Annotated in this window: 23 protein-coding genes and 1 pseudogene; 11 read left to right on the forward strand and 13 right to left on the reverse strand. The window is 58.9% G+C overall.

Going from position 1 to position 20,528, the window contains the following annotated elements; translation table 11 throughout:
• Positions 1 to 16 precede the first annotated feature (16 nt).
• Positions 17 to 379: a VanZ family protein gene (locus tag JNB85_RS12960; RefSeq protein WP_223216490.1), complete on the reverse strand. Its 363-nt coding sequence runs from the start codon at positions 377 to 379 to the stop codon at positions 17 to 19.
• Positions 380 to 560: 181 nt separating this feature from the next.
• On the opposite strand from JNB85_RS12960, the gene ilvA reads away from it, so the two are divergent.
• The 3 genes from ilvA (at position 561) to JNB85_RS12975 (ending at position 3,672) form a co-directional block, all read left to right on the forward strand.
• A complete protein-coding gene (ilvA, locus tag JNB85_RS12965) occupies positions 561 to 1,811 on the forward strand; it encodes a threonine ammonia-lyase (protein WP_220334703.1) in 1,251 nt (416 codons plus the stop codon).
• A 36-nt stretch (positions 1,812 to 1,847) separates the two neighbouring features.
• Entirely contained in the window at positions 1,848 to 2,177 is a 330-nt protein-coding gene (locus JNB85_RS12970; RefSeq protein WP_220334704.1) for an HlyU family transcriptional regulator, read from the forward strand.
• A gap of 223 nt (positions 2,178 to 2,400) precedes the next feature.
• Complete coding sequence (locus JNB85_RS12975; protein WP_220334705.1) at positions 2,401 to 3,672, forward strand: GGDEF domain-containing protein; 1,272 nt, start codon at positions 2,401 to 2,403, stop codon at positions 3,670 to 3,672.
• Positions 3,673 to 3,683: 11 nt separating this feature from the next.
• Here JNB85_RS12975 and JNB85_RS12980 read toward each other — a convergent pair whose 3' ends face one another.
• Positions 3,684 to 4,460 carry an SDR family oxidoreductase gene (locus JNB85_RS12980; RefSeq protein ID WP_220334706.1) on the reverse strand — a complete coding sequence of 259 codons (777 nt, stop codon included), beginning with the start codon at positions 4,458 to 4,460 and terminating at the stop codon, positions 3,684 to 3,686.
• Between the two features lie 107 nt (positions 4,461 to 4,567).
• On the opposite strand from JNB85_RS12980, the gene JNB85_RS12985 reads away from it, so the two are divergent.
• Positions 4,568 to 5,146: a TetR/AcrR family transcriptional regulator gene (locus tag JNB85_RS12985; protein ID WP_220334707.1), complete on the forward strand. Its 579-nt coding sequence runs from the start codon at positions 4,568 to 4,570 to the stop codon at positions 5,144 to 5,146.
• A 47-nt stretch (positions 5,147 to 5,193) separates the two neighbouring features.
• On the opposite strand, the gene JNB85_RS12990 is transcribed toward JNB85_RS12985, so the two are convergent.
• On the reverse strand, positions 5,194 to 5,808 hold the full coding sequence (locus JNB85_RS12990; RefSeq protein WP_220334708.1) for an FMN-dependent NADH-azoreductase: 615 nt from the start codon (positions 5,806 to 5,808) through the stop codon (positions 5,194 to 5,196).
• A 140-nt stretch (positions 5,809 to 5,948) separates the two neighbouring features.
• On the opposite strand from JNB85_RS12990, the gene JNB85_RS12995 reads away from it, so the two are divergent.
• Complete coding sequence (locus JNB85_RS12995) at positions 5,949 to 6,917, forward strand: LysR family transcriptional regulator (protein ID WP_220334709.1); 969 nt, start codon at positions 5,949 to 5,951, stop codon at positions 6,915 to 6,917.
• A gap of 187 nt (positions 6,918 to 7,104) precedes the next feature.
• Positions 7,105 to 7,662 (forward strand): DUF2087 domain-containing protein, encoded by a 558-nt coding sequence (locus tag JNB85_RS13000; protein ID WP_220334710.1) that lies wholly within the window; start codon positions 7,105 to 7,107, stop codon positions 7,660 to 7,662.
• A 40-nt stretch (positions 7,663 to 7,702) separates the two neighbouring features.
• Here JNB85_RS13000 and JNB85_RS13005 read toward each other — a convergent pair whose 3' ends face one another.
• The 4 genes and pseudogenes from JNB85_RS13005 to JNB85_RS13020 form a co-directional block, all read right to left on the reverse strand.
• A complete protein-coding gene (locus JNB85_RS13005) occupies positions 7,703 to 9,691 on the reverse strand; it encodes a bifunctional 2',3'-cyclic-nucleotide 2'-phosphodiesterase/3'-nucleotidase (RefSeq protein WP_220334711.1) in 1,989 nt (662 codons plus the stop codon).
• 144 nt (positions 9,692 to 9,835) lie between these two features.
• Positions 9,836 to 10,150, reverse strand: a pseudogene (locus JNB85_RS13010) (PilZ domain-containing protein); the annotation flags it as partial.
• An 87-nt stretch (positions 10,151 to 10,237) separates the two neighbouring features.
• The gene (locus JNB85_RS13015; RefSeq protein ID WP_220334713.1) at positions 10,238 to 11,119 is read right to left on the reverse strand and encodes a DMT family transporter; all 882 of its coding nucleotides are present in this window, start codon (positions 11,117 to 11,119) and stop codon (positions 10,238 to 10,240) included.
• A gap of 70 nt (positions 11,120 to 11,189) precedes the next feature.
• Positions 11,190 to 11,651, reverse strand: a complete 462-nt coding sequence (locus JNB85_RS13020) for an Lrp/AsnC family transcriptional regulator (RefSeq protein WP_220334714.1) — start codon at positions 11,649 to 11,651, stop codon at positions 11,190 to 11,192.
• A gap of 157 nt (positions 11,652 to 11,808) precedes the next feature.
• On the opposite strand from JNB85_RS13020, the gene ald reads away from it, so the two are divergent.
• Positions 11,809 to 12,927, forward strand: a complete 1,119-nt coding sequence (gene ald / locus JNB85_RS13025; RefSeq protein ID WP_220334964.1) for an alanine dehydrogenase — start codon at positions 11,809 to 11,811, stop codon at positions 12,925 to 12,927.
• A 16-nt stretch (positions 12,928 to 12,943) separates the two neighbouring features.
• Here the strand turns inward: ald and JNB85_RS13030 are convergent, their stop codons facing one another.
• The 5 genes from JNB85_RS13030 to JNB85_RS13050 all read right to left on the reverse strand — a co-directional run bounded on the left by JNB85_RS13030 (position 12,944) and on the right by JNB85_RS13050 (position 16,795).
• Positions 12,944 to 13,453, reverse strand: coding sequence for a DUF1203 domain-containing protein (locus tag JNB85_RS13030; protein ID WP_220334715.1), 510 nt, complete (start codon positions 13,451 to 13,453; stop codon positions 12,944 to 12,946).
• Positions 13,454 to 13,551: 98 nt separating this feature from the next.
• Positions 13,552 to 14,112: a GNAT family N-acetyltransferase gene (locus tag JNB85_RS13035; protein ID WP_220334716.1), complete on the reverse strand. Its 561-nt coding sequence runs from the start codon at positions 14,110 to 14,112 to the stop codon at positions 13,552 to 13,554.
• Between the two features lie 4 nt (positions 14,113 to 14,116).
• Complete coding sequence (gene sseA, locus JNB85_RS13040; protein WP_220334717.1) at positions 14,117 to 14,986, reverse strand: 3-mercaptopyruvate sulfurtransferase; 870 nt, start codon at positions 14,984 to 14,986, stop codon at positions 14,117 to 14,119.
• 21 nt (positions 14,987 to 15,007) lie between these two features.
• Entirely contained in the window at positions 15,008 to 15,748 is a 741-nt protein-coding gene (locus tag JNB85_RS13045) for an alanyl-tRNA editing protein (RefSeq protein WP_220334718.1), read from the reverse strand.
• Between the two features lie 6 nt (positions 15,749 to 15,754).
• Positions 15,755 to 16,795, reverse strand: coding sequence for a cysteine synthase A (locus tag JNB85_RS13050; protein WP_220334719.1), 1,041 nt, complete (start codon positions 16,793 to 16,795; stop codon positions 15,755 to 15,757).
• 281 nt (positions 16,796 to 17,076) lie between these two features.
• Between JNB85_RS13050 and JNB85_RS13055 the strand changes: the two genes are divergently transcribed.
• The gene (locus JNB85_RS13055; RefSeq protein ID WP_220334720.1) at positions 17,077 to 17,910 is read left to right on the forward strand and encodes an SDR family NAD(P)-dependent oxidoreductase; all 834 of its coding nucleotides are present in this window, start codon (positions 17,077 to 17,079) and stop codon (positions 17,908 to 17,910) included.
• 181 nt (positions 17,911 to 18,091) lie between these two features.
• Here JNB85_RS13055 and JNB85_RS13060 read toward each other — a convergent pair whose 3' ends face one another.
• Positions 18,092 to 18,415: a hypothetical protein gene (locus JNB85_RS13060; protein WP_220334721.1), complete on the reverse strand. Its 324-nt coding sequence runs from the start codon at positions 18,413 to 18,415 to the stop codon at positions 18,092 to 18,094.
• A gap of 297 nt (positions 18,416 to 18,712) precedes the next feature.
• Between JNB85_RS13060 and JNB85_RS13065 the strand changes: the two genes are divergently transcribed.
• From JNB85_RS13065 to JNB85_RS13075, 3 genes are all read left to right on the forward strand, one after another.
• The gene (locus JNB85_RS13065) at positions 18,713 to 19,300 is read left to right on the forward strand and encodes an RBBP9/YdeN family alpha/beta hydrolase (RefSeq protein ID WP_220334722.1); all 588 of its coding nucleotides are present in this window, start codon (positions 18,713 to 18,715) and stop codon (positions 19,298 to 19,300) included.
• Between the two features lie 87 nt (positions 19,301 to 19,387).
• Positions 19,388 to 19,951 carry a methylated-DNA--[protein]-cysteine S-methyltransferase gene (locus JNB85_RS13070; protein WP_220334723.1) on the forward strand — a complete coding sequence of 188 codons (564 nt, stop codon included), beginning with the start codon at positions 19,388 to 19,390 and terminating at the stop codon, positions 19,949 to 19,951.
• 75 nt (positions 19,952 to 20,026) lie between these two features.
• Positions 20,027 to 20,416, forward strand: a complete 390-nt coding sequence (locus tag JNB85_RS13075; RefSeq protein WP_220334724.1) for a RidA family protein — start codon at positions 20,027 to 20,029, stop codon at positions 20,414 to 20,416.
• Positions 20,417 to 20,528 lie beyond the last annotated feature (112 nt).

Consider the following 20,528-nt stretch of genomic DNA (forward strand, 5'->3'; position numbering starts at 1 on the left):
TCAGCGTCCCGGCAAATTACGTGGCGGCATTCGCCCCGGTTTTCGTTTCACGCCATTTGTTGAAGCCCCAGCCGACGATTAGGCCGAGTGCCGCACCCATTGCCTTTACGCCCGCATCGTGAAGACGCGCGTGTCGGCTCGGCGACAAGTACTGCAGACATTCGATCGCACCCGCACCGAAAATCAGCAGCACGGCGACGGTTTTCCATTGCCTTGGATAGGCGAGAGCAAAAGCCAGCCCTGCCATCAGGTAAGCCACGGCACGGTCGATATCGGGTGTCTCGGTCGTGCGCGGACGCAATTCGATCGGCGAAACTGTTACAAACAGGATGAAGGCGAGAAGAAGCCAGGCCAGCGGCTTTGTGATCTTGGATGTCATCGTACTGTCATATTGGCGAGTGCTAGGCGCCATCAAGTTAAAAGCGCTTCATCTCAGCTCAATCTGAAGATCCGCTTAAGGAAGCCTTTCATCGGGCGAATCGCAAATGCGCCAACCGGGCTTCTTTCCGCACGCGGCTTGTGTCATAGCCGTTTATATTTTTGAAAAATGGACGAACCCCGTGACAAGACACGATGTCGAAGGCGCAGAAGAGGCAATGCGCAGCCTTTTCCCTGCTACGCCGCTGCAGCTCAATGATCACCTCTCCGCCCGCTACGGCGCGGATATCTGGCTGAAGCGCGAGGATCTTTCGCCCGTTCGTTCCTACAAGATCCGCGGCGCGTTCAATTTCTTCCGCAAGGCGATTGCCGAAGGTGCCGGCGGCAAGACCTTCGTTTGTGCTTCCGCCGGCAATCACGCTCAGGGCTTCGCCTTCGTCTGCCGCCACTTCGGCGTGCCGGGCGTCGTCTTCATGCCGGTCACCACGCCACAGCAGAAGATCGACAAGACCCGCATGTTCGGTGCCGGTTTCATTGCGATCGAGCTCATCGGCGATTTCTTCGATCAGTGCTATCAGGCCGCCCGCGATCACGTGGACGCGATCGGCGGGGTCATGGTGCCGCCCTTTGATCACGCTGATATTATCGAGGGCCAGGCGACAGTTGCCGCGGAAATCATGCAGCAGCTTCCCGAAGGCACGGTGCCCGACATGGTCGTCCTGCCGGTCGGCGGCGGTGGTCTTGCTGCCGGCATCACCGGTTATCTCGATGGCGTTGTCGCGAAATCCGATTTTGTCTTCGCCGAGCCTGCCGGTGCCCCGAGCCTTCGTCGTAGCCTTGAGGCGGGGCAGGTGGTGACGCTCCCCAAAGTCGACAATTTTGTCGATGGTGCAGCGGTTGCGCGCATCGGCGACCTGAATTTCGCGGCACTGAAGGCGTTTTCAGCCGAGCAGGTCAGGCTGATGCCGGAAAACGCCATCTGCGTCACCATCCAGGAAATGCTGAACGTCGAAGGTGTCGTGCTGGAGCCGGCCGGCGCGCTGTCGCTGACGGCAATCTCCGCCATGGATCGCGAGGCCATCAAGGGGAAGACGATCGTCGCCGTCGTCTCCGGTGGCAATTTCGATTTCGAGCGGTTGCCCGATGTCAAGGAAAGGGCCATGCGCTACGCCGGCCTGAAGAAATACTTCATCCTGCGTCTTGCTCAGCGCCCCGGCGCGCTGCGCGATTTCCTCAATCTTCTCGGACCGCATGACGATATCGCCCGCTTCGAATATCTCAAGAAATCGGCGCGCAATTTCGGTTCGATCCTCATCGGCATCGAAACGACGGCGCCTGAGAACTTCGTGACGCTGGTTGCCAATTTCGAAAGCGCGGGCATGGGTTTTGAGGATATTACCGAAAACGAGATCCTCGCAAACCTGATCATTTGACTTTGCGTCAACTGCACTGCGTGCTAAAGGCGGATTATGGCTTCGTTCCTTTCAAACATTCTTTCGGTCTTCTCCGGCGGCGGCAAATCCTCGAGCGATGCAACTGCGGGTCCTTCCGGTGAGCCTCAGCTCTATGGCGATTGCACCATCTATGCCGAGCCGCAGAAGGAAGGCGGCCAGTATCGTCTGGCCGGCCGCATCGAAAAGAAGGTCGGTGAGGACGTTCTCGTCCGCAAGTTCATCCGCGCGGATCTCTTTTCCTCGTCGGATGATGCGATCGAATGCACGGTGCGCAAGGCGCAACAGATTATCGATCAGCACGGGCCTTCTCTTTTCAGTGATGGCGAGAAGCTTCGTCAGGTCTAAGGGCCAGCGTGGTCCAAGCTGACATTTCCCGTTGTTTTTCAAAACTATGACACCATTTCCGTGATGGAAACTGCTGCTTTGCTCACCTAATCTTAAAGGATTATGGTGAAGGTGGCGCCTGCAGGTTTTGCAGGGCACCGCTTGTGTTTGAGCTTTCCGGACGATTGAACAGAAGATCCGCCGCGGCGGCTGCGGCTTGCACTCCTGTTGTCGGTGGAGGACTGTGATGGAGCTTTTCAACTCCGCGCTCTTCATCTTCGAAGCCGTCGGCTATTTCGTGCTGATGGTCAGTCTCCTGCATTTTCGCCATCGCCTCGGATTGGGCGTCTTTCTGACGGCGCTCGGCGTCATGCATTTCATGGAGACGTATCTCGCAGCAGTTTTCTATGTTTCCCTGCCGTTCGGGAACGTCTCGCCGGGGTCTTCGATCTTCTTTTCCGGCAAGCTGATGATGATCCTTATGCTCTACCTGCAGGAGGACGCGGCGACTGTTCGCCAGCCGATCTATGGTCTGTTTCTCGGCAATCTTCTGACCGTCGCCATAGCATGGGTGCTGCAGCTTCATCAGCCGCTGGAGCTGTCGCCCGGCCATCCCGCTGACGTCGACTTCCTGAAGGAGATGGGCTGGCTGATGGTCTGGGGCACGGCAATCCTCTATCTGGACTCGCTCGGAATCATCCTGCTCTACGAGAAACTCGGCGATTTCATGCGCCGGCGCGTGGTGCTGCGCTTCATGATCTCCGGCCTCGTGCTTTTGACCTTTGACCAGATCTGTTTCTTCAGCGGTCTTCATTATTTCGTGGGCGTTCCGATGGCTGCCTTCTGGGCGGGATGGGAAGCCAAAATGCTGGCTGTCTGCCTCTATTCTCTGATGTTTGCCGTCTACGAGTACTATGTCCGCCGGGACGGCGTTGCCGCCTCGGCCCGCTCGATCAGCGACCTCTTCGGCGATCTGACATTTCGCGAGCGCTACAACGATCTTCTGGAGCGCACCGGCCGCGACATCTTGACCGGCGTCTATGACCGCAGCCGCATGGAGCTGGAGGCGCCGCTGATGGTGCGCGAGGCGCTTCGGCAGGGCCAGTATGCGACCGTTCTCATCATCGATGCCGACCATTTCAAGGACGTCAATGACGGCTTCGGCCATCTGCAGGGCGACGAGGTTCTGAAGGCCATTGCCTCGAGGCTCGGAACGACGCTCCGCTCCAGCGATCGCATCTTCCGCTTCGGCGGCGAAGAGTTTGTCGCCGTCTGCCCTGGTACCAGCCATGAGGAGGCATTGCTGCTCGCCGAGCGCCTGCGCTGGACGATTGTGACCAGCGTGAAGACGCCTGACGACGCGTCCGTATCTGTGAGCATAGGTGTTGCAACCGCCGACGAGGATGGTGGAAGCTTCACGACTGTGCTTTCGGCGGCGGATAGTCGCCTCTACGAGGCAAAGAAAAGCGGCCGTAACTGTGTTGTGGGCCGCTCCGGTGTCGCAAAAGCCAGCTAGATCAGGTCCGCTCAGGCGGCGCGGAAGATCTTGGCGCCGGAGGGAGCGCTCGTCATGCCGCCATCGACAGTGATTTCTATCCCCGTGACATTGCTGGAATCATCGCAGGCGAGATAAAGCGCAGCCTTTGAAATCTCGTCTGCCTCGCTCATGCGGCCGAGCGCACTCATATTCCCGAGCTTTTCTTCGAGCGCCGTCATTGCATCTTCCGTCTGCGCGTAGGGCGACCAGATCGGCGTGCGCGTGCCGCCAGGCGTTACCTGATTGACCCGGATGCCGCGCGGTGCAAGTTCGGAGGCGAGGTTGCGGGTCATCGAACGTACGGCGCCCTTCGTAGCGGCGTAGGCAGACCAGCCCGGCGCACCGAGAACGGCGTGGACAGAACCGTTGAGAATGACCGAGGCGCCATCATTCAGATGCGGCAGCGCCGACTGGACCGTGAAGAAGACCGAGGTCAGGTTGGTGCTGATGATCTTCTCGAACTGTTCCAGCGACGTTTGGCCGAGCGGCGTTGCCCCACCGATGCCGGCATTGGCGAAGACGATATCGAATTTGCCGACATCGGAAGCAGCTTCGGCGAAGACCTTCGCCGCCGCCGGAACGTCGGTGAGGTCGATCTTCAGCGCCAGCACATCGCTGCCAAGGGCCTTCTTGGCCGCTGCGAGCGTTTCCGGGTTACGGCCGGTGATGATGACCTTCGCGCCTTCGGCGACGAAGACCTTGGCGGTGGCAAGCCCGATGCCGCTGTTGCCGCCGGTAATGAGTGCGACCTTGTTCTTGAGACGCATGGGAATGGCTCCTATTGGAAGATGCCTCGATCTGGATTATGATCGATATCTACAAGGATTATGATTGTAATCCAGATTAGTCAAGTCCGTATGTCGGGAGATTTTCAATGGGCCATTCGCAGCTGGAAAAGCAGAAGACGCACGACAGGATCGTTGAGATTGCTTCCAGGCGTCTGCGGGAAAAGGGACTTGAGGGAATCGGCGTCGCGGATCTGATGAAGGAGGCCGGGCTCACAGTCGGCGGCTTCTACAAGCATTTTTCATCACGCGATGACATGGTGGCGGAAGCAATGAAGCTGGCTTTCGGTTCCTGGGAAGCAAAAGTGCGCTCAGAGGGCAGGGCGCCGACAGATGTTCCGATGGCGGAATATTCCGCCAATTACCTGAGCGAGGTCCATCGCGATGACGTAAGCGGCGGCTGCCCTTTTGCTGCGCTGACCGCCGATCTTGCCCGCAGCGGGGAGAAATGCCGGTCGCTTGCGACCGAGCAACTGAAGACGAATCTCGGAAACATGACAGACCGTATGAGCGCGGCCGACGAGGTTGAGGCGCGCCGCAAGGCAATCATCGTCTGGTGCCTGATGACCGGTGCGCTCGGCCTTGCGCGCATCGCGGACGATGAAAAACTCTCCGACGAAATACTGGAAACGGCCCGCTCCTTCGTCAATGATTTCTCTGCAAAATGAAAGGGCCGGCTTGCGCCGACCCCGAGTAGGACTTTTTGAATTAAAGCTTAGGCAGCAAGAGCAAGCTCTTCGACGCGCGACTTGGCAGCGCCGATGGCTTTTTCTGCAGCTTCCGGGCCAAAGGCGAGGCCTTCGACATAGATGGTTTCAATGTCGGTGATGCCGAGGAAACCGAGAACCGACTTCAGGTAAGGGACCGCATGGTTCATGCCGGCAGCCGGACCCTGGGAATAGACGCCGCCCGAAGCGAGAACGACATAGACCTTCTTCCCTGTGGCGAGTCCGACCGGGCCGCTTTCGGTGTACTTGAACGTGAGGCCTGCGCGGGCAACGTTATCGATCCAGGTTTTCAGCGACGAATAAATGTTGAAGTTGATGAGGCCGGTGCCGATGACGATGCTGTCGGCGGCAAGAAGCTCGTTGACCAGCTCATCAGAGGTCTTCACGGCGGCAGCTTCCTCAGCCGTACGGGCTTCCGGCGGCTTGCGGATGGCGGCAGTGAACAGGTCGTCGATATGCGGCAGTGGATTTGCTGCGAGGTCGCGACGAACGACGACGCTACCGGAGTTCTGGCTCTTGAGCTTGTCGGCGAGCTCGACAGCGATCGACGTGGAAAGCGATTCCGAACGCGGGCTGGACGTCAGAAGAAGAATGGAAGACATGGTTGAGTTTCCTCTCGAATTGGGTTTCAGCGGCCGTTGGGAGCGGTAAACCGCTGTATTCGAGTGAAGAAATAAGGCTGGCCCGCTATCGAAAAAACTGGGATAATGTCGATCAAAACTATCGATGGATTGGATGGAAGATGCTTCCCAACCCGACACTGGATCAATTGCAGGTTTTCCTGACAGTCGCCGAAACCGGCAGCTTTTCGGCCGCTTCGCGCGTGCTGAACCGCGCGCAGTCGGTGATCAGCTATACGATCGCCAATCTGGAAGCCCAACTGGAAGTGCCTCTTTTCGAGCGCTCCGGCGCCCGCCAACCGAAACTGACGGATGCCGGCAAGGCGATGCTGGAAGATGCCCGCCGGCTGATGGCCGATCTCGAAGTTATGCGTGCACGTGTAAAAAGCATCAAGCAGGGGCTGGAGGCGGAGCTTTCTCTGGCGCTCAGCGTCATGGTGCCTGCCGATGCCGCCATGATGGTGTTGCGTGAGTTCCGCGAAAAATTCCCTGGTGTAGCCCTCAACCTCAATGTCGGCGAGCTCGGCATGGTGATGGACATGGTCATGAGCGACAAGGCCGATATTGGGATTGGCGGGGCGCTTGTGAGGCAGGACGATTCGCTTGTGGCCGAAAAGATCGGTTACTCGTTCATGGTCCCCGTGGTCGCACCCGATCATCCGTTGGCGAGCATTGGTCGTCCGCTGACGCTGGCTGATGTGCGCGAAGAGATCCAGCTTGTGGTTTCGGATGCCTCCGGTCTGACCAAGGGGCGGGACTTCAACGTCCTGTCTTACAGGACGTGGCGTGTCAGTGATATCGCGACCAAGCACCAGCTCATCAAGGGCGGTCTCGGCTGGGGTGGCCTACCGGTTTCGGTCGTCGGAGAGGACATCATGAACGGCAACTTGGTCGCCATCAAGCTGGAGGCTTACGAGCAGGGCGAATACCCGATCTACGCCATGCACAGGGCCGCCAATCCGCCAGGCCCCGCCGGGCAATGGCTGATCGAGGCCTTTCGCCGGCGGCTCTCCATGTGCCCGAGCCATGGCGAAATGATCAACATGCTGGGCATTGACGGGCTGCATGCCATTCCCGAAGCTGCCGAATAGCCGCACGGTTGACGAGTTTCCGGCCTTTGCTATAACGGCGTCACGGTCTGCAGTTCACCGAGGCGTCGCCGTCCTGCAAGGGAAGCTAAACCTGCTCCAGAAAGATCATCAGCACTTGTCCTGTGCCGAAGTCGAAAGCCGGCGACCACCGACACCTTTTGAGGAAACGGCGCGTTGAGGATAAGACGTGACCAGATCTATCTTTCCAATGGAAATCGCCGATCTTTCGGCTTTTGCCAAATCCCTCCGCAAGCAAATCGGAGCGCTCGCTGACAAGCCGAGCCATGTGGAGATGCTCAATCTGCTGACTCGTGCAGCGGGTTATCGCAACTACCAGCATTTCCGCAGCGTGGCCCACTCTGCCGAAGTCCTGAAGGAGTGGATCCTGAAGCCGGATCCTGAGCCTTTGCCGGACGAAGAGCGTGTGCAGAAGGCATCACGCCATTTCGACGGCAACGGTCGACTGATCCGCTGGCCGGGCAGAAGGACGCTGCAGGAGCTTTGCCTATGGTTCTTGTGGTCGGAAATACCAGCGGATACGGAACTGACGGAGCGTGAAATCAGCGACTTGGTGAGTCGCCTGCATCTCTTCGGCGATGCCGCGCTGCTGCGCCGCGAGCTTTTCGACTTCGGGCTTGTCCACCGCACTCGGGATGGCAGGCAATATCGCAGGATCGAAAAGGAGCCGCCGGCTGAACTCGGCCTGCTTCGTCGTCGCATCGAAGCTGCGGCAGAAACAGCCTGAGCGAAGAGGGCGCGGTTGAAGAAACCGCGCCCTGCGGGGTTTAAAGAATCAGCCTGAACTTCGCGAATCCTTCGGCGCCTTCGCCGGCATCCTCGATCTTCACGCTCTTGACGTCGGCGAGGTACTGCTTGGCCTTCGGGCCGCTTTCGAACACGACGGTCGTGCCGGGCAACGGCTTGAAGGTCCAGTTGCCGTCGGCGGACGGGTTGATCGTGCCCTGGTCATGGACATAGCGGACGATGACGTCGCGGTTGGTATCCGGCGCCTGGAAGATCACCTTGTCGGAGGCGATTCCCGGGAAGTTGCCGCCGCCGCCTGCACGGTAGTTGTTGGAGACGACCACGAATTTCTGTGCCGGATCGATCGCTTTGCCCCCGAAGGCGAGGTTCTGGATGCGGTTCGCGTCCGGATTGACCGCCTTGCCGGACGAATCATATTTCGGCTTCTGCGACAGGTCGATCTGATAGGTCACGCCGTCGATGACGTCGAAATTGTAGGACGGGAAGTCCTTGTTGAGGAGGACCGCGTCCTTCGCACCGGGTTCGATATGGTTGAACATGCCCGACGACATCTCCAGCCACTCCTTCACCTGCGCACCGGTAATGGCGACGGCCTGAACCGTATTCGGATAAAGGTAGAGGTCGGCGACGTTCTTGATGGCGATATCGCCGGCCGGAACGTCCGTATAGTAGTCGGCGCCGCCGCGGCCGCCGGCCTTGAAGGGGGCCGCCGCGGAGAGAACGGGCAGATCCTTGAACTGCGTATCCGCCAGCATCTGCTTGATGTACCAGGTCTGAGCCTGTGAAACGATCTGTACCGACGGATCGTCGGCGACGAGCGCAAAATAGGAATAGAGCGGCGCGGAGGTCTTGCCGACGGGCGTGCGGACATAGGCAAGCGTTGCCTCATGCTCTGCCTTGGCGGCCTCGACCACTTCCTTCTTGTCAGTGACGTCGGCAACGACCTTCTTCTTGTCGTCGCGATGGTAGATCGGCCGTGCTTCGGAGCTGAAGGCGACGATCTTCCAGCTGTTGCCGTCCTTCTCCAGCAGCAGGTCGATCAGGCCGAGATGCGAACCCCAGAAGCCGGCCATGACGGCGGGCTTGCCGTGCAGCGTACCCTTGACCGGATCGGCATTGGCTATGCCGTCCCAGGTTTTCGGGCCAGGGAAGACCAGATGCTGGTGGCCGGTGAAGATCGCGTCGATACCCTCGACAGCGGCAAGATGCAGCGAGGCGTTTTCCATCTTCTCGGATGGGCCGGAACCGTCGATGCCGGAGTGGGAAAGGGCGATGACGATATCGGCGCCGGCTTCCTTCATGGCCGGCACCCAGGCCTTGGCGGCCTGAACGATATCGCGCGTCTGCGCCTTGCCTTCGAGATTCTTGATGTCCCACAGCATGATCTGCGGCGGCACGAAACCAATGAAGCCGATTTTGACCGGGCTTTCATTGCCGGCTCCGTCCTTGATCTGCTTTTCGACGATGATGTACGGCTTGAAGAACAGATCATCCTGCTTCGGATCGGAAGCGAGCTGGCCCTTGGTCAGGTTGGCGCAGACGAACGGGAAGTTCGCGCCGTTCAGCACCTTGAACATGAAATCCAGGCCGTAGTTGAACTCGTGGTTTCCGAGCGTGCCGACCGTATAGCCGAGCGTGTTCATCGCCTTTATGACCGGATGCACGTCGCCATCCTTCATGCCATGCTGATAGGCCATGTAATCGCCCATCGGATTGCCCTGCAGCACGTCGCCATTGTCGATCAGCAGCGAGTTGACGGCTTCTGCGCGGATCGTATCGATGATCGTTGCCGTGCGTGACAGGCCCATCGTGTCGTTCGCCTTGTCGGCATAATAGTCGTAGGGGAAAACATTGACGTGAATGTCGGTCGTTTCCATGAGCCGCAGATGCGCCTGGTTGGCCGCTGCTCGAGCACTAAATGGATGCAGCAGCACCAGAGCGGAAGTGGCGGCAAGACCGCCGAGCAGGGAACGACGGCTCATTGCAGGCCCATCGAGAATGGAAGGCATGGAAACACTCCTTTTGACATCATGCATCACCCGGTTCGATGAACTTAGGATGATTGGCAAAGGAGTACATCGCGAAAATGACAGAATGGCAAAGACGATGCCGCCAAAACGGCACCATCCTGGAAAGCTTTATCGAACGCGTGGCACTTCGCGATGGAAGAAGCGGAAATAGGAGGCAATGAGCGCGCGGGCATTGGAGTTGGCGTCGAACTGGATGCCGACGCGACCATTATGTGTCCAGCGGATGACGCCTTCGAGCAGGCCGAGATTTTCGGCTTCGATGCGGACCTTGCTGCCCGAGGCCGCATAAAGTGGCGCCTTGACTTCGAGTGCTGCACCCGTAGCGGAAATATCAAGGATGCGGGCATCTACCTGGTTGTTCAGATAACGGATCTTGCCAAAAACGCGGCAACTCCTGCGGTCGGCCTTGCGGGCCGTGATCTTGAGATTGCGTACCATGCTTGTCCCCGTGACCAATTCGGGAGAAGCATAGGCAGCTAAGATTGAAATGCCTTTAGGCGCTTATTTAAAATTGCCGCGAAAGTCTCAATTCGGCACGACCGCTCTCCGCGCCACGATATGTTCGCGCCAGACGGTAAAGATGCCCGCCGCAACTACGATAAGCGAGCCGACAATCATGTTCAGCGTCAGCGTTTCCCCGTAGATCAGCACGCCGAGGATCGAAGCGTAGACGAGCTGGATATAGGTGAGCGGCTGCACGGCGGCCGCGTCGAGATTGTCATAGGCGCGGATCAGGAAATAGTGGCTCGACGTGCCGGTCAGGCAGACGGCGAGCATCCACATCCAGTCCCATCCGTGTATGGGTGTCCAGTAAAAAGGGCCAGCAAGCGTCATGACGGCAGCACCGACGACGCCCGTATAGAAGAAGCTCGTCATCGCCGAATCCTGTCGGCTGACGTAACGTGTGGCAATCACGTAGAATGCGAAGTTGACGCAGGAAACGACGGCCAGAAGCAGATTGACGTCGAAGAACCCGCCTTCTGGCTTGAGGATCAGCAGCACGCCGGAAAGCCCGGTGCCGATCGCCGTCCAGCGACGCCAGCCGACCCGCTCGCCGAGAAGCGGAATGGCGAGCAGCGCCACCAGGATGGGGGTTGCGGCAAAGATCGCCTGCGAATGCGCAAGGCCGATCAGTGCAAAGCAGGTGATTGCCAGAACGACCTGCACTGCGAGCAGAATGCCGCGCGAAACCTGAAGAAACGGATGTCTCGTGCGGGCGGTGGCGGCGATACCGCCGCGCATCTTTGCCGCCAGAACCACGGTGAACAGACCGAAGGCCCAGTAGCGCACCATCGTCACAAAGATGGGCGAATAGGCTGAACCGAGATGCTTCGAGATTGCGTCCTGCGCCGAAAAGATCGTGAGCGCGAGAAGCAGGAAGATATAGCCGTGGGTTTTGGATTTCATGTCTTGCCGTTAAAGCGGGAGATACCCGCTACGCTAAGCTAGGGCAGGATTCCAAGGGCTTTGCAAGGGCTCAAAGGCCGACATTCGGCCTGTCGATGATTTCGCGCAGCGCAAAGCTCGAGTTGATCTTTACGACATGCGGCAGCGCCGAAAGCCAGTCTCGATGGATGCGCTCATAATCTTCCAGGTCACGGGCGGCGACCCGCAGGATATAGTCGTACTCACCGGACATCAGGTAGCAGACGAGCACGTTCGGGCAACGTTTCACTGCTGCCTCGAATTCCGACAGCGTCTTGGCGAACTGGCCGGACAGCGAGATGTGCACGATCGCGATCATCTTGTAATCGAGCGCCTTGTGTGAAAGCCGCGCATGATAGCCGCTGATGACGTCGCTTTTTTCGAGAATGTCGAGCCGCCGCGAACAGGCCGAAGGCGACAGCCCGACCTTGTCGGCGAGCTCCGCATTGGTGATGCGAGCATTGATCTGCAATGCCTTCAGAATCGCAAGATCGATATTGTCGAGGTCTGACATTCGAAGAACTTTCGAAAATTGGCGCAATGACGCAACAATCTTCGAAACTTCTCGTTTATGCAAATCCTCTTTGCAAGGACATTTCGTTGCTGTGGTGGTTGGATTTAGGGGTGAGAAAACGCTCCGCGGATGCGGATATAAAATGAGAGGAACGCGTATGCGTGTCGGCTGCCCGAAGGAAATCAAGAACCATGAATACCGCGTCGGCCTGACGCCGGCTTCGGTGAGAGAGTACGTCGCCCACGGCCACGAGGTCTGGGTGGAAACCAAGGCGGGTTCTGGCATTGGTGCCGATGACGCCGCCTACGTGGCTGCTGGCGCGAAGATCGCCGCCTCCGCCAAGGATATTTTTGAAAAGTGCGACATGATCGTCAAGGTCAAGGAGCCCCAGCCGTCGGAATGGGCGCAGCTCCGCGACGGTCAGCTTCTTTACACCTATCTGCATCTCGCGCCCGATCCGGAACAGACCAAGGGTCTGCTCGCCTCCGGCGTTACGGCAATCGCCTATGAGACGGTGACCGACGATCGCGGCGGCCTGCCGCTTCTGGCGCCGATGTCCGAAGTCGCCGGTCGTCTGTCGATCCAGGCCGGCGCAACCGCGCTGCAAAAGGCCAATGGCGGCCTCGGCATCCTGCTCGGTGGCGTGCCCGGCGTTCTCCCGGCAAAGGTCGCGATCATCGGCGGCGGCGTCGTCGGCCTGCACGCAGCCAAGATGGCTGCCGGTCTCGGTGCTGATGTCAGCATCCTCGACAAGTCACTGCCGCGCCTGCGCCAGCTCGACGACATCTTCAACGGCCGTATCCATACGCGCTATTCGAGTATTCAGGCACTGGAAGAAGAGGTTTTCTCCGCCGATCTCGTTATTGGGGCGGTGCTGATCCCCGGCGCTGCCGCGCCGAAGCTCGTGACCCGCGAAATGCTCTCTGGCATGAAGAAGGGCTCCGTCATCGTCGACGTCGCTATCGACCAGGGCGGCTGCTTCGAAACCTCACATGCGACAACGCATTCCGAGCCAACCTATGTCGTTGACGGGGTTGTGCATTACTGTGTCGCCAACATGCCCGGCGCCGTTCCCGTCACGTCTGCCCACGCGCTGAACAATGCGACGCTCGTCCACGGCCTCGCACTCGCCGATCGCGGCCTACGCGCCATCGCCGAGGACAAGCACCTGCGCAACGGCTTGAACGTCCACAGGGGCCGCATCACCAACAAACCGGTCGCTGACGCGCTTGGTTATGAAGCCGTCGCGCCGGAAAGCGCCTTGAACGTAGCGTAAACCAGCTGACTCAAGGTCAGGTGAAGGCGCCGGCTTCCGCAAGGGCCGGCGCTTTTACTTTGTCGATCCGACACTGGTAGCAATTGTTACGCGCCGAGCGCACATGCACATAAGCGATATCGGGCCGAGCGAGCAGTTCCTCCGCATAGGCCGGAATCTTGTTGATCGCCGTCACCGCGCCAGTGCCATAAACGATCCTGTCGTTCTCATTATAACCTCGCACAATGAAGTCGCGGCTCGTGGTCAGGACGGGAGGCAGGATTTCGTCAGCGGAATAGCGTTGGCAGGGGTGCTTGTGCAGAAAGATCGGACCGGTTTCCGCATAGGGCTGCAGCTCTGGAAAAGGCCGATAGGCAAAGACGAAAAGCTCTTCGCCGTTATCGATATTCCTCAGGCAATGCCGACAGGGAAAACCCTCGCCATCGGAAACAAGCGTTTCCGGCAAACGATCATAGGCGTCGCGTCCGCCATTCCAGAGCGCTTCCGCTTCTGCTGTGGGCATGGCGGAAAATTGAATGCTGTTCATGGCAAATCTCCTCGTGAGCTTTGCCATAGTGTCTGCGCTTCAAGCCGTCTAAACCACCCGATTCTTGCCTGAACCAACGGGGCTCGGGACCAGCGCAATCAGCCTCTTCTGGCTAGTTCCAGCAATTCCTTGTCGCTCAGCGGACGAACGATCCCGGTTCCCGTAGAGACAGGAGAGAAGCCAAACATCTGATAGAGCTGCAGTGCGCGCGGATGATCAAGATTGTTGGTGGTCGTCGTGACCTTCTTCGGGTTCAAGGTCCAGATGGCGTAGAGCGCCTGAAGCAGGAACCATTTGCCGATACCGAGGCCGAGCGCGTGCTCGATGAGCCCGAAATGGGAAAGCTCGATCATATCCTCGTCCTCGCAAAGATATTCGTAGAAGCCGGCGGGGGCGCCGTTGACGTAGAGAACGCTGATATTGTTGCGCTTGTCGTGCAGCGTCGCTGCCAGTTCCTCGTCGCTCATCCGCAGCCGGTCGACCCATTGCCAGCGTGCGCCAACCTGCCGGTAGAGATAGCGGTAGAAGGCGAGCGGGATTCCTGGTGCCCGCATGATCGCCGTCTGGATGTTGACGGGTACAGGCAGACTTGCCTTCGGCGGCGCAACCATTTCAAGCCGCGTGATATGAGCCTTGAGCGAGGCGGGGGTCTTTCCCATGGCGTCAGGCTTTGACCGGTTCCGGCGGGCCGGTGACGACAGGCGTATCCTCGCGGCTGCCCCATTCGCTCCAGGAGCCGTCGTAGAGCTTGTTATCGGTATGCCCCAGCGATTCCAGCGCAAGCGTGATGATGGCAGCGGTAATGCCCGATCCGCAGGAGGTGACGACCGGCTTGGAGAGATCGATACCTGCATCCTCGATCGTCTGCTTCAGTTCCGGTAGCGATTTGAAGCGGCCTTGATTGGCAAAGACGCCTGATGGCAGGCTGCGGGCGCCAGGCATATGGCCGGAGCGCATGCCGGCACGCGGTTCTGGCTCGGTTGCTGCGAAACGGCCTGCGCTGCGAGCATCGGCGATCTGCAGCGCAGCGCTGGAAACGATATCGCGCATCTGCTCGAGATGGACGACGCGGCTGGCATCATAATTCGTCTTGAAGGTCGCCTGTGCATAGCGTGGCACTTCGGTTTCGAGCGGCCGTCCTTCGGCCTTCCAGCCGTCCAACCCGCCGTCGAGCACGAAGACGTTCTTTGCGCCCATCACCCGGAACAGCCACCAGACGCGCGGCGAGGCGAACATGCCGATACCGTCATAGACGACGATGCGGTCGTTCTCGCCGATGCCGAGCTTGCCAACTTCCGTGGCGAAATAATCGGGGGAGGGGATCGTGTGCGGCAGGTTCGTCGAGTGGTCGGCGATCTTGTCCTGATCGAAACGGATGGCGCCCGGAATATGGCCGGCGGCATATTCCGCATCGGCATCGCGTTTCTGCGCCGGAAGATAGAACGATGCGTCGAGCACCCGCAGATCGGGCTTGCCGAGTTCGGCCTGCAGCCAGTCTGCCGACACGACGAAACGGCTCTTGGTGTCGCTCATGATGATCTCCCCAAATATCGTCTATAAGGCTTCGCCGCCGGGCTGGCCGAAGCGAATGCGGAAGCGCCTGTTCTCTTTGCCCTTCTTCTCAATTTTGGCAATATGAATTTGGCCGACTTCCTGTGTTTCCGAAACATGCGTGCCGCCGCAGGGCTGGCTGTCGATGGCGGAGTTCTCGCCGATGCAGACGAGGCTGACGCGACCGAGTCCAACAGGCGGGCGCACATTTTTCGATTTGACGATGCCGGGATTGGCCGCAAGCTCCTCGTCCGTAATCCACTGAAGATAGACCGGATGGTTCTGGTTGACGAGGTCCATCAGCTTGGCCGTCACATCGTCCTTGTCGATCGTGTCGGTCATGTCGAAGTCGACGCGGCTTTCTTCCTCGCCGACGGCGGCCCCCGTGATCGGATAGGAACAGACGACGGACAGGAGATGGCAGGCCGTGTGCATGCGCATCAGCTTGTAGCGGCGCGGCCAATCGATGTGCAGCACCAGCTTTTCGCTGATCTGAGGCCGCGCCTGGCCTTCCAGCGGTACATGGATGATGATGTCCTTGGTCGCGCCGTGTTTTGCCTGGCCAAGCTCTATTTTGGAGCCGTCGGCCCGTTCGAAGAAGCCGGTATCGCCCGGCTGCCCGCCCGATGTCGCGTAGAAGCAGGTCTGATCCAGCTCGATGCCCCCGTCCTCGTGAACGGCCGTGACGACCGCTTCGCATGTGGAAAGATAGAAGTCGTCACGGTAGAGGGCATTGACTGGCATGGAGGCTCACGCTGCGGGTTCGTAGGGTATCTTGATATCCGTCGAGCCGACCATCCATGGAGGAATCGGCAGCCCCTTGGACGAAAGGAAATCCGGATTGAAGAGCTTGGACTGATAGCGGTTGCCATAGTCGCAGAGGATTGTCACGACCGTGTGGCCAGGGCCGAGATCCCTGGCGAGGCGAACCGCACCGGCAATATTGATCGCCGAGGAGCCACCCAAGCAAAGTCCCTCATGCTCGACCAGATCGAAGAGGTAGGGAAGCGCCTCGGCATCGGTGACGTGGTAAGAGAAATCCGGCGTGAAGCCTTCCAGATTGGCAGTAATGCGCCCCTGGCCGATACCTTCCGTGATCGATGATCCCTCCGACTTCAGCGCGCCGTTCGCGTAGAATTCGTAGAGCGCGGCACCCTCGGGATCGGCGATGCCGATCTTGATGTCCTTGTTGAAGCCCCTGAGGCCTGCCGCGACACCGGCAAGCGTGCCGCCCGAGCCGACCGAGCAGATGAAGCCGTCAATCATGCCTTCGGTATCGTTCCAGATCTCGGGTGCCGTCGTTTCGATATGCGCCTGGCGATTGGCGATATTGTCGAATTGGTTGGCCCAGATCGCGCCGTTCGGCTCGCTCTTGGCGAGCTGCTCGGCAAGGCGGCCGGAAACCTTCACGTAATTATTCGGGTTCTTGTAGGGAACAGCCGGAACTTCGACGAGCTCGGCGCCGAGCAGCCGCAGCGCATCCTTTTTTTCCTGGCTCTGTGTTTCCGGAATGACAATCACAGTGCGGTAACCGAGCGCCTTGGCGACGAGCGTCAGGCCGATCCCGGTATTTCCAGCCGTGCCTTCAACGATGACCCCGCCGGGCTTGAGCAGGCCCTTTCTCTCGGCGTCACGGATGATGTAGAGCGCCGCTCGGTCCTTCACGGACTGCCCGGGATTGAGAAACTCGGCTTTGCCGAGAATGGTGCAGCCGGTCGCCTCGGAAACACCCTTGAGCTTGATGAGGGGCGTGTGGCCGATAGCCTCGATGACGGAGGGGTGGAAGGTCATGGAATCTGCCTCGTTTCAGCATAGTTTAGGAACGGTCTTTTCCCTTCACAAGGCGGCATTGGCAAGAAATCCTATTCCATGCCTTTTAAGCCGACGATAAAATTAGTCTTCCGTTTCCGGCCTTTCGCTCAGTGGCAGTGGCGCCGGCTCCTTCCGGCAGGTCGTGGGGTTACCTCATCGGCCGAAAGCAGCCACAATGCTGTGATAGAGCCATTATCCCGGGAGAGATGAGGAGCTTCCGGGCCTGTATTCGCAAAAACTGGCAGACCGGAGGAAGTGTCATGCGTAATTTCATCGCCCGCCCGGAACATGGTATCGTCTGGATTTCCGGTGCGAGTTCCGGAATAGGCCGGGCACTTGCGCTGAAACTCGCAGGCGAGGGATACAAGGTCGCCGTCACCGCCCGCAATCACGATAAACTGGTGGAATTGCAGGTCGAGGCGGCTGGATTGTCTGGCAGCATCATCGTGCTCGATGGCGATGTGACCGATGCCGAAGACATGGAACATGTCATGGCCTCGATCGAATATGAGCATGGTGCGCTTGCCATGGCGATCCTGTGTGCAAGCGTCTATCAGCCCGTCCACGGCGAAGATCTGAACCGGGCCGATTTCGAGAAAACTTTTGCCGTTAACCTGTCAGGCGTCGTCAACTGTCTGCTGCCGGCGATCCGCCACATGAAGGCGAAGGGGCAGGGGCAAATTGCCGTCGTTTCCTCGGTAACGGGCTACACGGGATTGCCGACCAGTGCCGCTTACGGCGCGACCAAGGCTGCTCTGATCAACATGGCCGAAAGCCTGAAATTCGATCTCGACAAGATCGGCATCCGCATCCAACTCATCAATCCAGGTTTCGTCGATACGCCGGCAACGCGCAAAAATATTTTTCCCATGCAGGCGCTGGTTTCGCCCGAGGCTGCGGCAGAGCGTATTGCGGTGGGCCTCAAGTCGCAGGCTTTCGAGATTACCTTCCCGAAGCGCTTCACCTATATGCTGAAGTTCCTCCGGATCTTGCCCTATGGTCTTTATTTCACGCTGGTGAACCGCGTCACCGCTTGGGGTGAACGGCCCGTCGACGACAGTCACCGATCGGCGACCCCGCATCCGGCCGAGTGATCAGCGGTGCGAAAAGATCACCTACCGCACATTTGTTGTAGGCGCGGAAGCCTGCCTCGCAATAGAACAGGCTGCCCATTGTCTTGCCTGAGGGTCTTTTGTGCAGGCAATCGGATCGGTTTCATAAAACATACATGAAAAAGGCCGGTCGAGCCGGCCTCTCTCAATGATCTTTGACTGATCAGTTGTCGTATTCCCGGCAGGCTTCGCTGATCGAAGCGCCGCTTTGGCCGCCGCGTGTATCAACACCCGTGTTCTGCTGCGGCATTCCGGGGCAATCGATGGCCTGACCGCCGATGCTCTGCGTCGTCATCGGATCTACCGGGCTAACGGGAACCGGATGAATGCCGTTATCGTCATTCGTATAGTCCGACGAATAGTTACCCGAGCCCGGGTCCGTAGAGCCGCCATTGGTGGGGCCGATGCTATCGGGATTGGACTGGGCAAATGCCGACGAAGCCATGCCGATGGCAAGCAACGAAGCGGCGATAAGGGATTTACGCATGGGAGCTATCCTCCTTCGATTTTCATCTTTGGTGACCCTTTCCTAACCCCCGAAAAAACTCCTGGTTCCAAATTAAGGCTTCAAAATTTAAGCGGGCTGGTTGAGACAATCGCGCACGGTCACGCATATCTGGCAGCTGCTGACTATATCGCGGGCAGCAGTTTCTGATGCCGGCGATGGATTTTTCCAGCTTTCTAAGAAGTTTTGGAGCTTCATTTCTTTAGTTGATAAAATTTATGGATAATTCTGGCGGAGATGCGTCGCGCCAGTTTGCTGCTCATACGCCAGGAGATAGCAATGACAAAAATCCTGATCGTGCCGGGTCTGTTCGGTTCCGACGAGGGGCATTGGCAGCACTATTGGCTTGATGATGTGCCACAGAGCCGGATGGTCTGCCAAGACGACTGGAACCATGCTCGTCTGGACCGCTGGATGGAGCGGCTGGAACAGGCGCTGATGGAGGCGGGGGAAGCTTATGTCGTTGCCCATAGCCTCGGCTGCATTCTGACGGCGAGGCTCGCTGACCGGCCAATGGCCCGGCGGGTCAAGGGAGCGCTTCTGGTCGCCCCTTGCGATTTGCCGGCCACGGAAAGGCTGCATCCCGGTTCGCTCGCTTTCGGCCCAATGCCGACAAACCCGCTTCCCTTTCCGAGCCTCACCGTTGGCAGCCTCGACGACAAGTACATGTCGCTCGACCGTTTGAGCTTCTACACCCGCCTCTGGAAAACCGAAGTTCGCAATATCGGCCTCGCAGGCCATATCAATATCGCCAGCGGTTTCGGCCGGTGGACCGGCGGCTACTCGCTGTTCGATGCGGTCAAAGGCAAGGCGAAGGCAAAGAGACCGCAAATATCCACGCTTGCCGCTACTGCCGCATCAGCGTGACGCCTTATCTGGGCATGCGCAAGAAACGGGTTGAACTTAAGCTTCCGCGGTACGATTCTAATAGCCAACGGAATGCGAGGTTTCACGATGGCCCGGAAAGTTCATCAATACCTGATCTTCGAAACCGCCGGCGGCTTTTGCGGCATTGCCTGGAGCGATGCCGGCGTGACGCGGTTCCAGTTGCCGACGAAGAGCGCCGATTCGACGGAACGCTTGTTGCTGCGCCGTTTGCCGGCCGCAGAACCAGGCACGCCGACGCCGCAAATTCTGGAAGCGGTTGCTGCGGTAAAGCGCTACTTCGAAGGCGAGGAAGTCGACTTCTCCGGCGTGGCCGTCGATCTTGACGGCCAGGACGCATTTTTCCGCGATATCTATGCTGCCGCGCGCCGCGTCAGTTGGGGTCGCACGACGACCTACGGCACGCTGGCGAAGGAGCTTGGAGCAGGGCCGGAAGCCGCACGCGACGTCGGCCAGGCAATGGCGAAGAACCCTGTCGCGCTCATCATTCCCTGCCATCGCGTACTGGCCGCAGGCGGCAAGATCGGCGGCTTTTCGGCGCCCGGCGGTTCGACCTCCAAGCTTCGCATGCTGGAGCTCGAAGGCGTGCATGTCGGCCCGCCGCCGCCTACCCAGCAATCCCTCGATTTTTGAGAGCGCACCACAAGCAAGTGCTTGGAATGTGCAGAAAAACCTCGCTATAAAACTCTGTCTGTAGCGAGGTTTTTCATGAAGAAGATTTTCAACCCGCCGTCTGTCCGCCGCCCCTTCGGAAATTACAATCACGGCCTTCTCGTGCCGCCGGGCGCGTCCTTGCTTGTCACGTCAGGTCAGCTCGGCATCGGCCTCGACGAAGAGATTCCAGAGGATGTGACGGCCCAGGCCGAGCTCTGCTTCGAGGCAATCAGGGCGATTCTCGACGAGGCCGAGATGAGCTTTGCCGATGTCATCCGCATTTCCGGCTTCGTGACGAAACGGGAAGATTTTCCGGCCTATATGGCGGTGCGCGACCGCTTCACGCTCGACCCGAAACCTGTCTCGACCCTCATCGTCATCAACGGCTTTACCCGGCCGGAATTTCTGGTCGAGGTGGAAGTAACGGCCGCGAAGGTTTTCTAAGGTTCGATCGCAAGCTCCGCGCGATTACGACCGCGCAACTCAGCCGCGTAGCAGTTCGCATGAAAGCCGCTTCCTAAAGTGTCGCATCCTTCAGATTCGCTTGGGGCGCTTC

Origin of the sequence: Rhizobium mesosinicum (assembly GCF_019511345.1) — a bacterium.
Classification (GTDB): Bacteria; Pseudomonadota; Alphaproteobacteria; order Rhizobiales; family Rhizobiaceae; genus Rhizobium; species Rhizobium mesosinicum.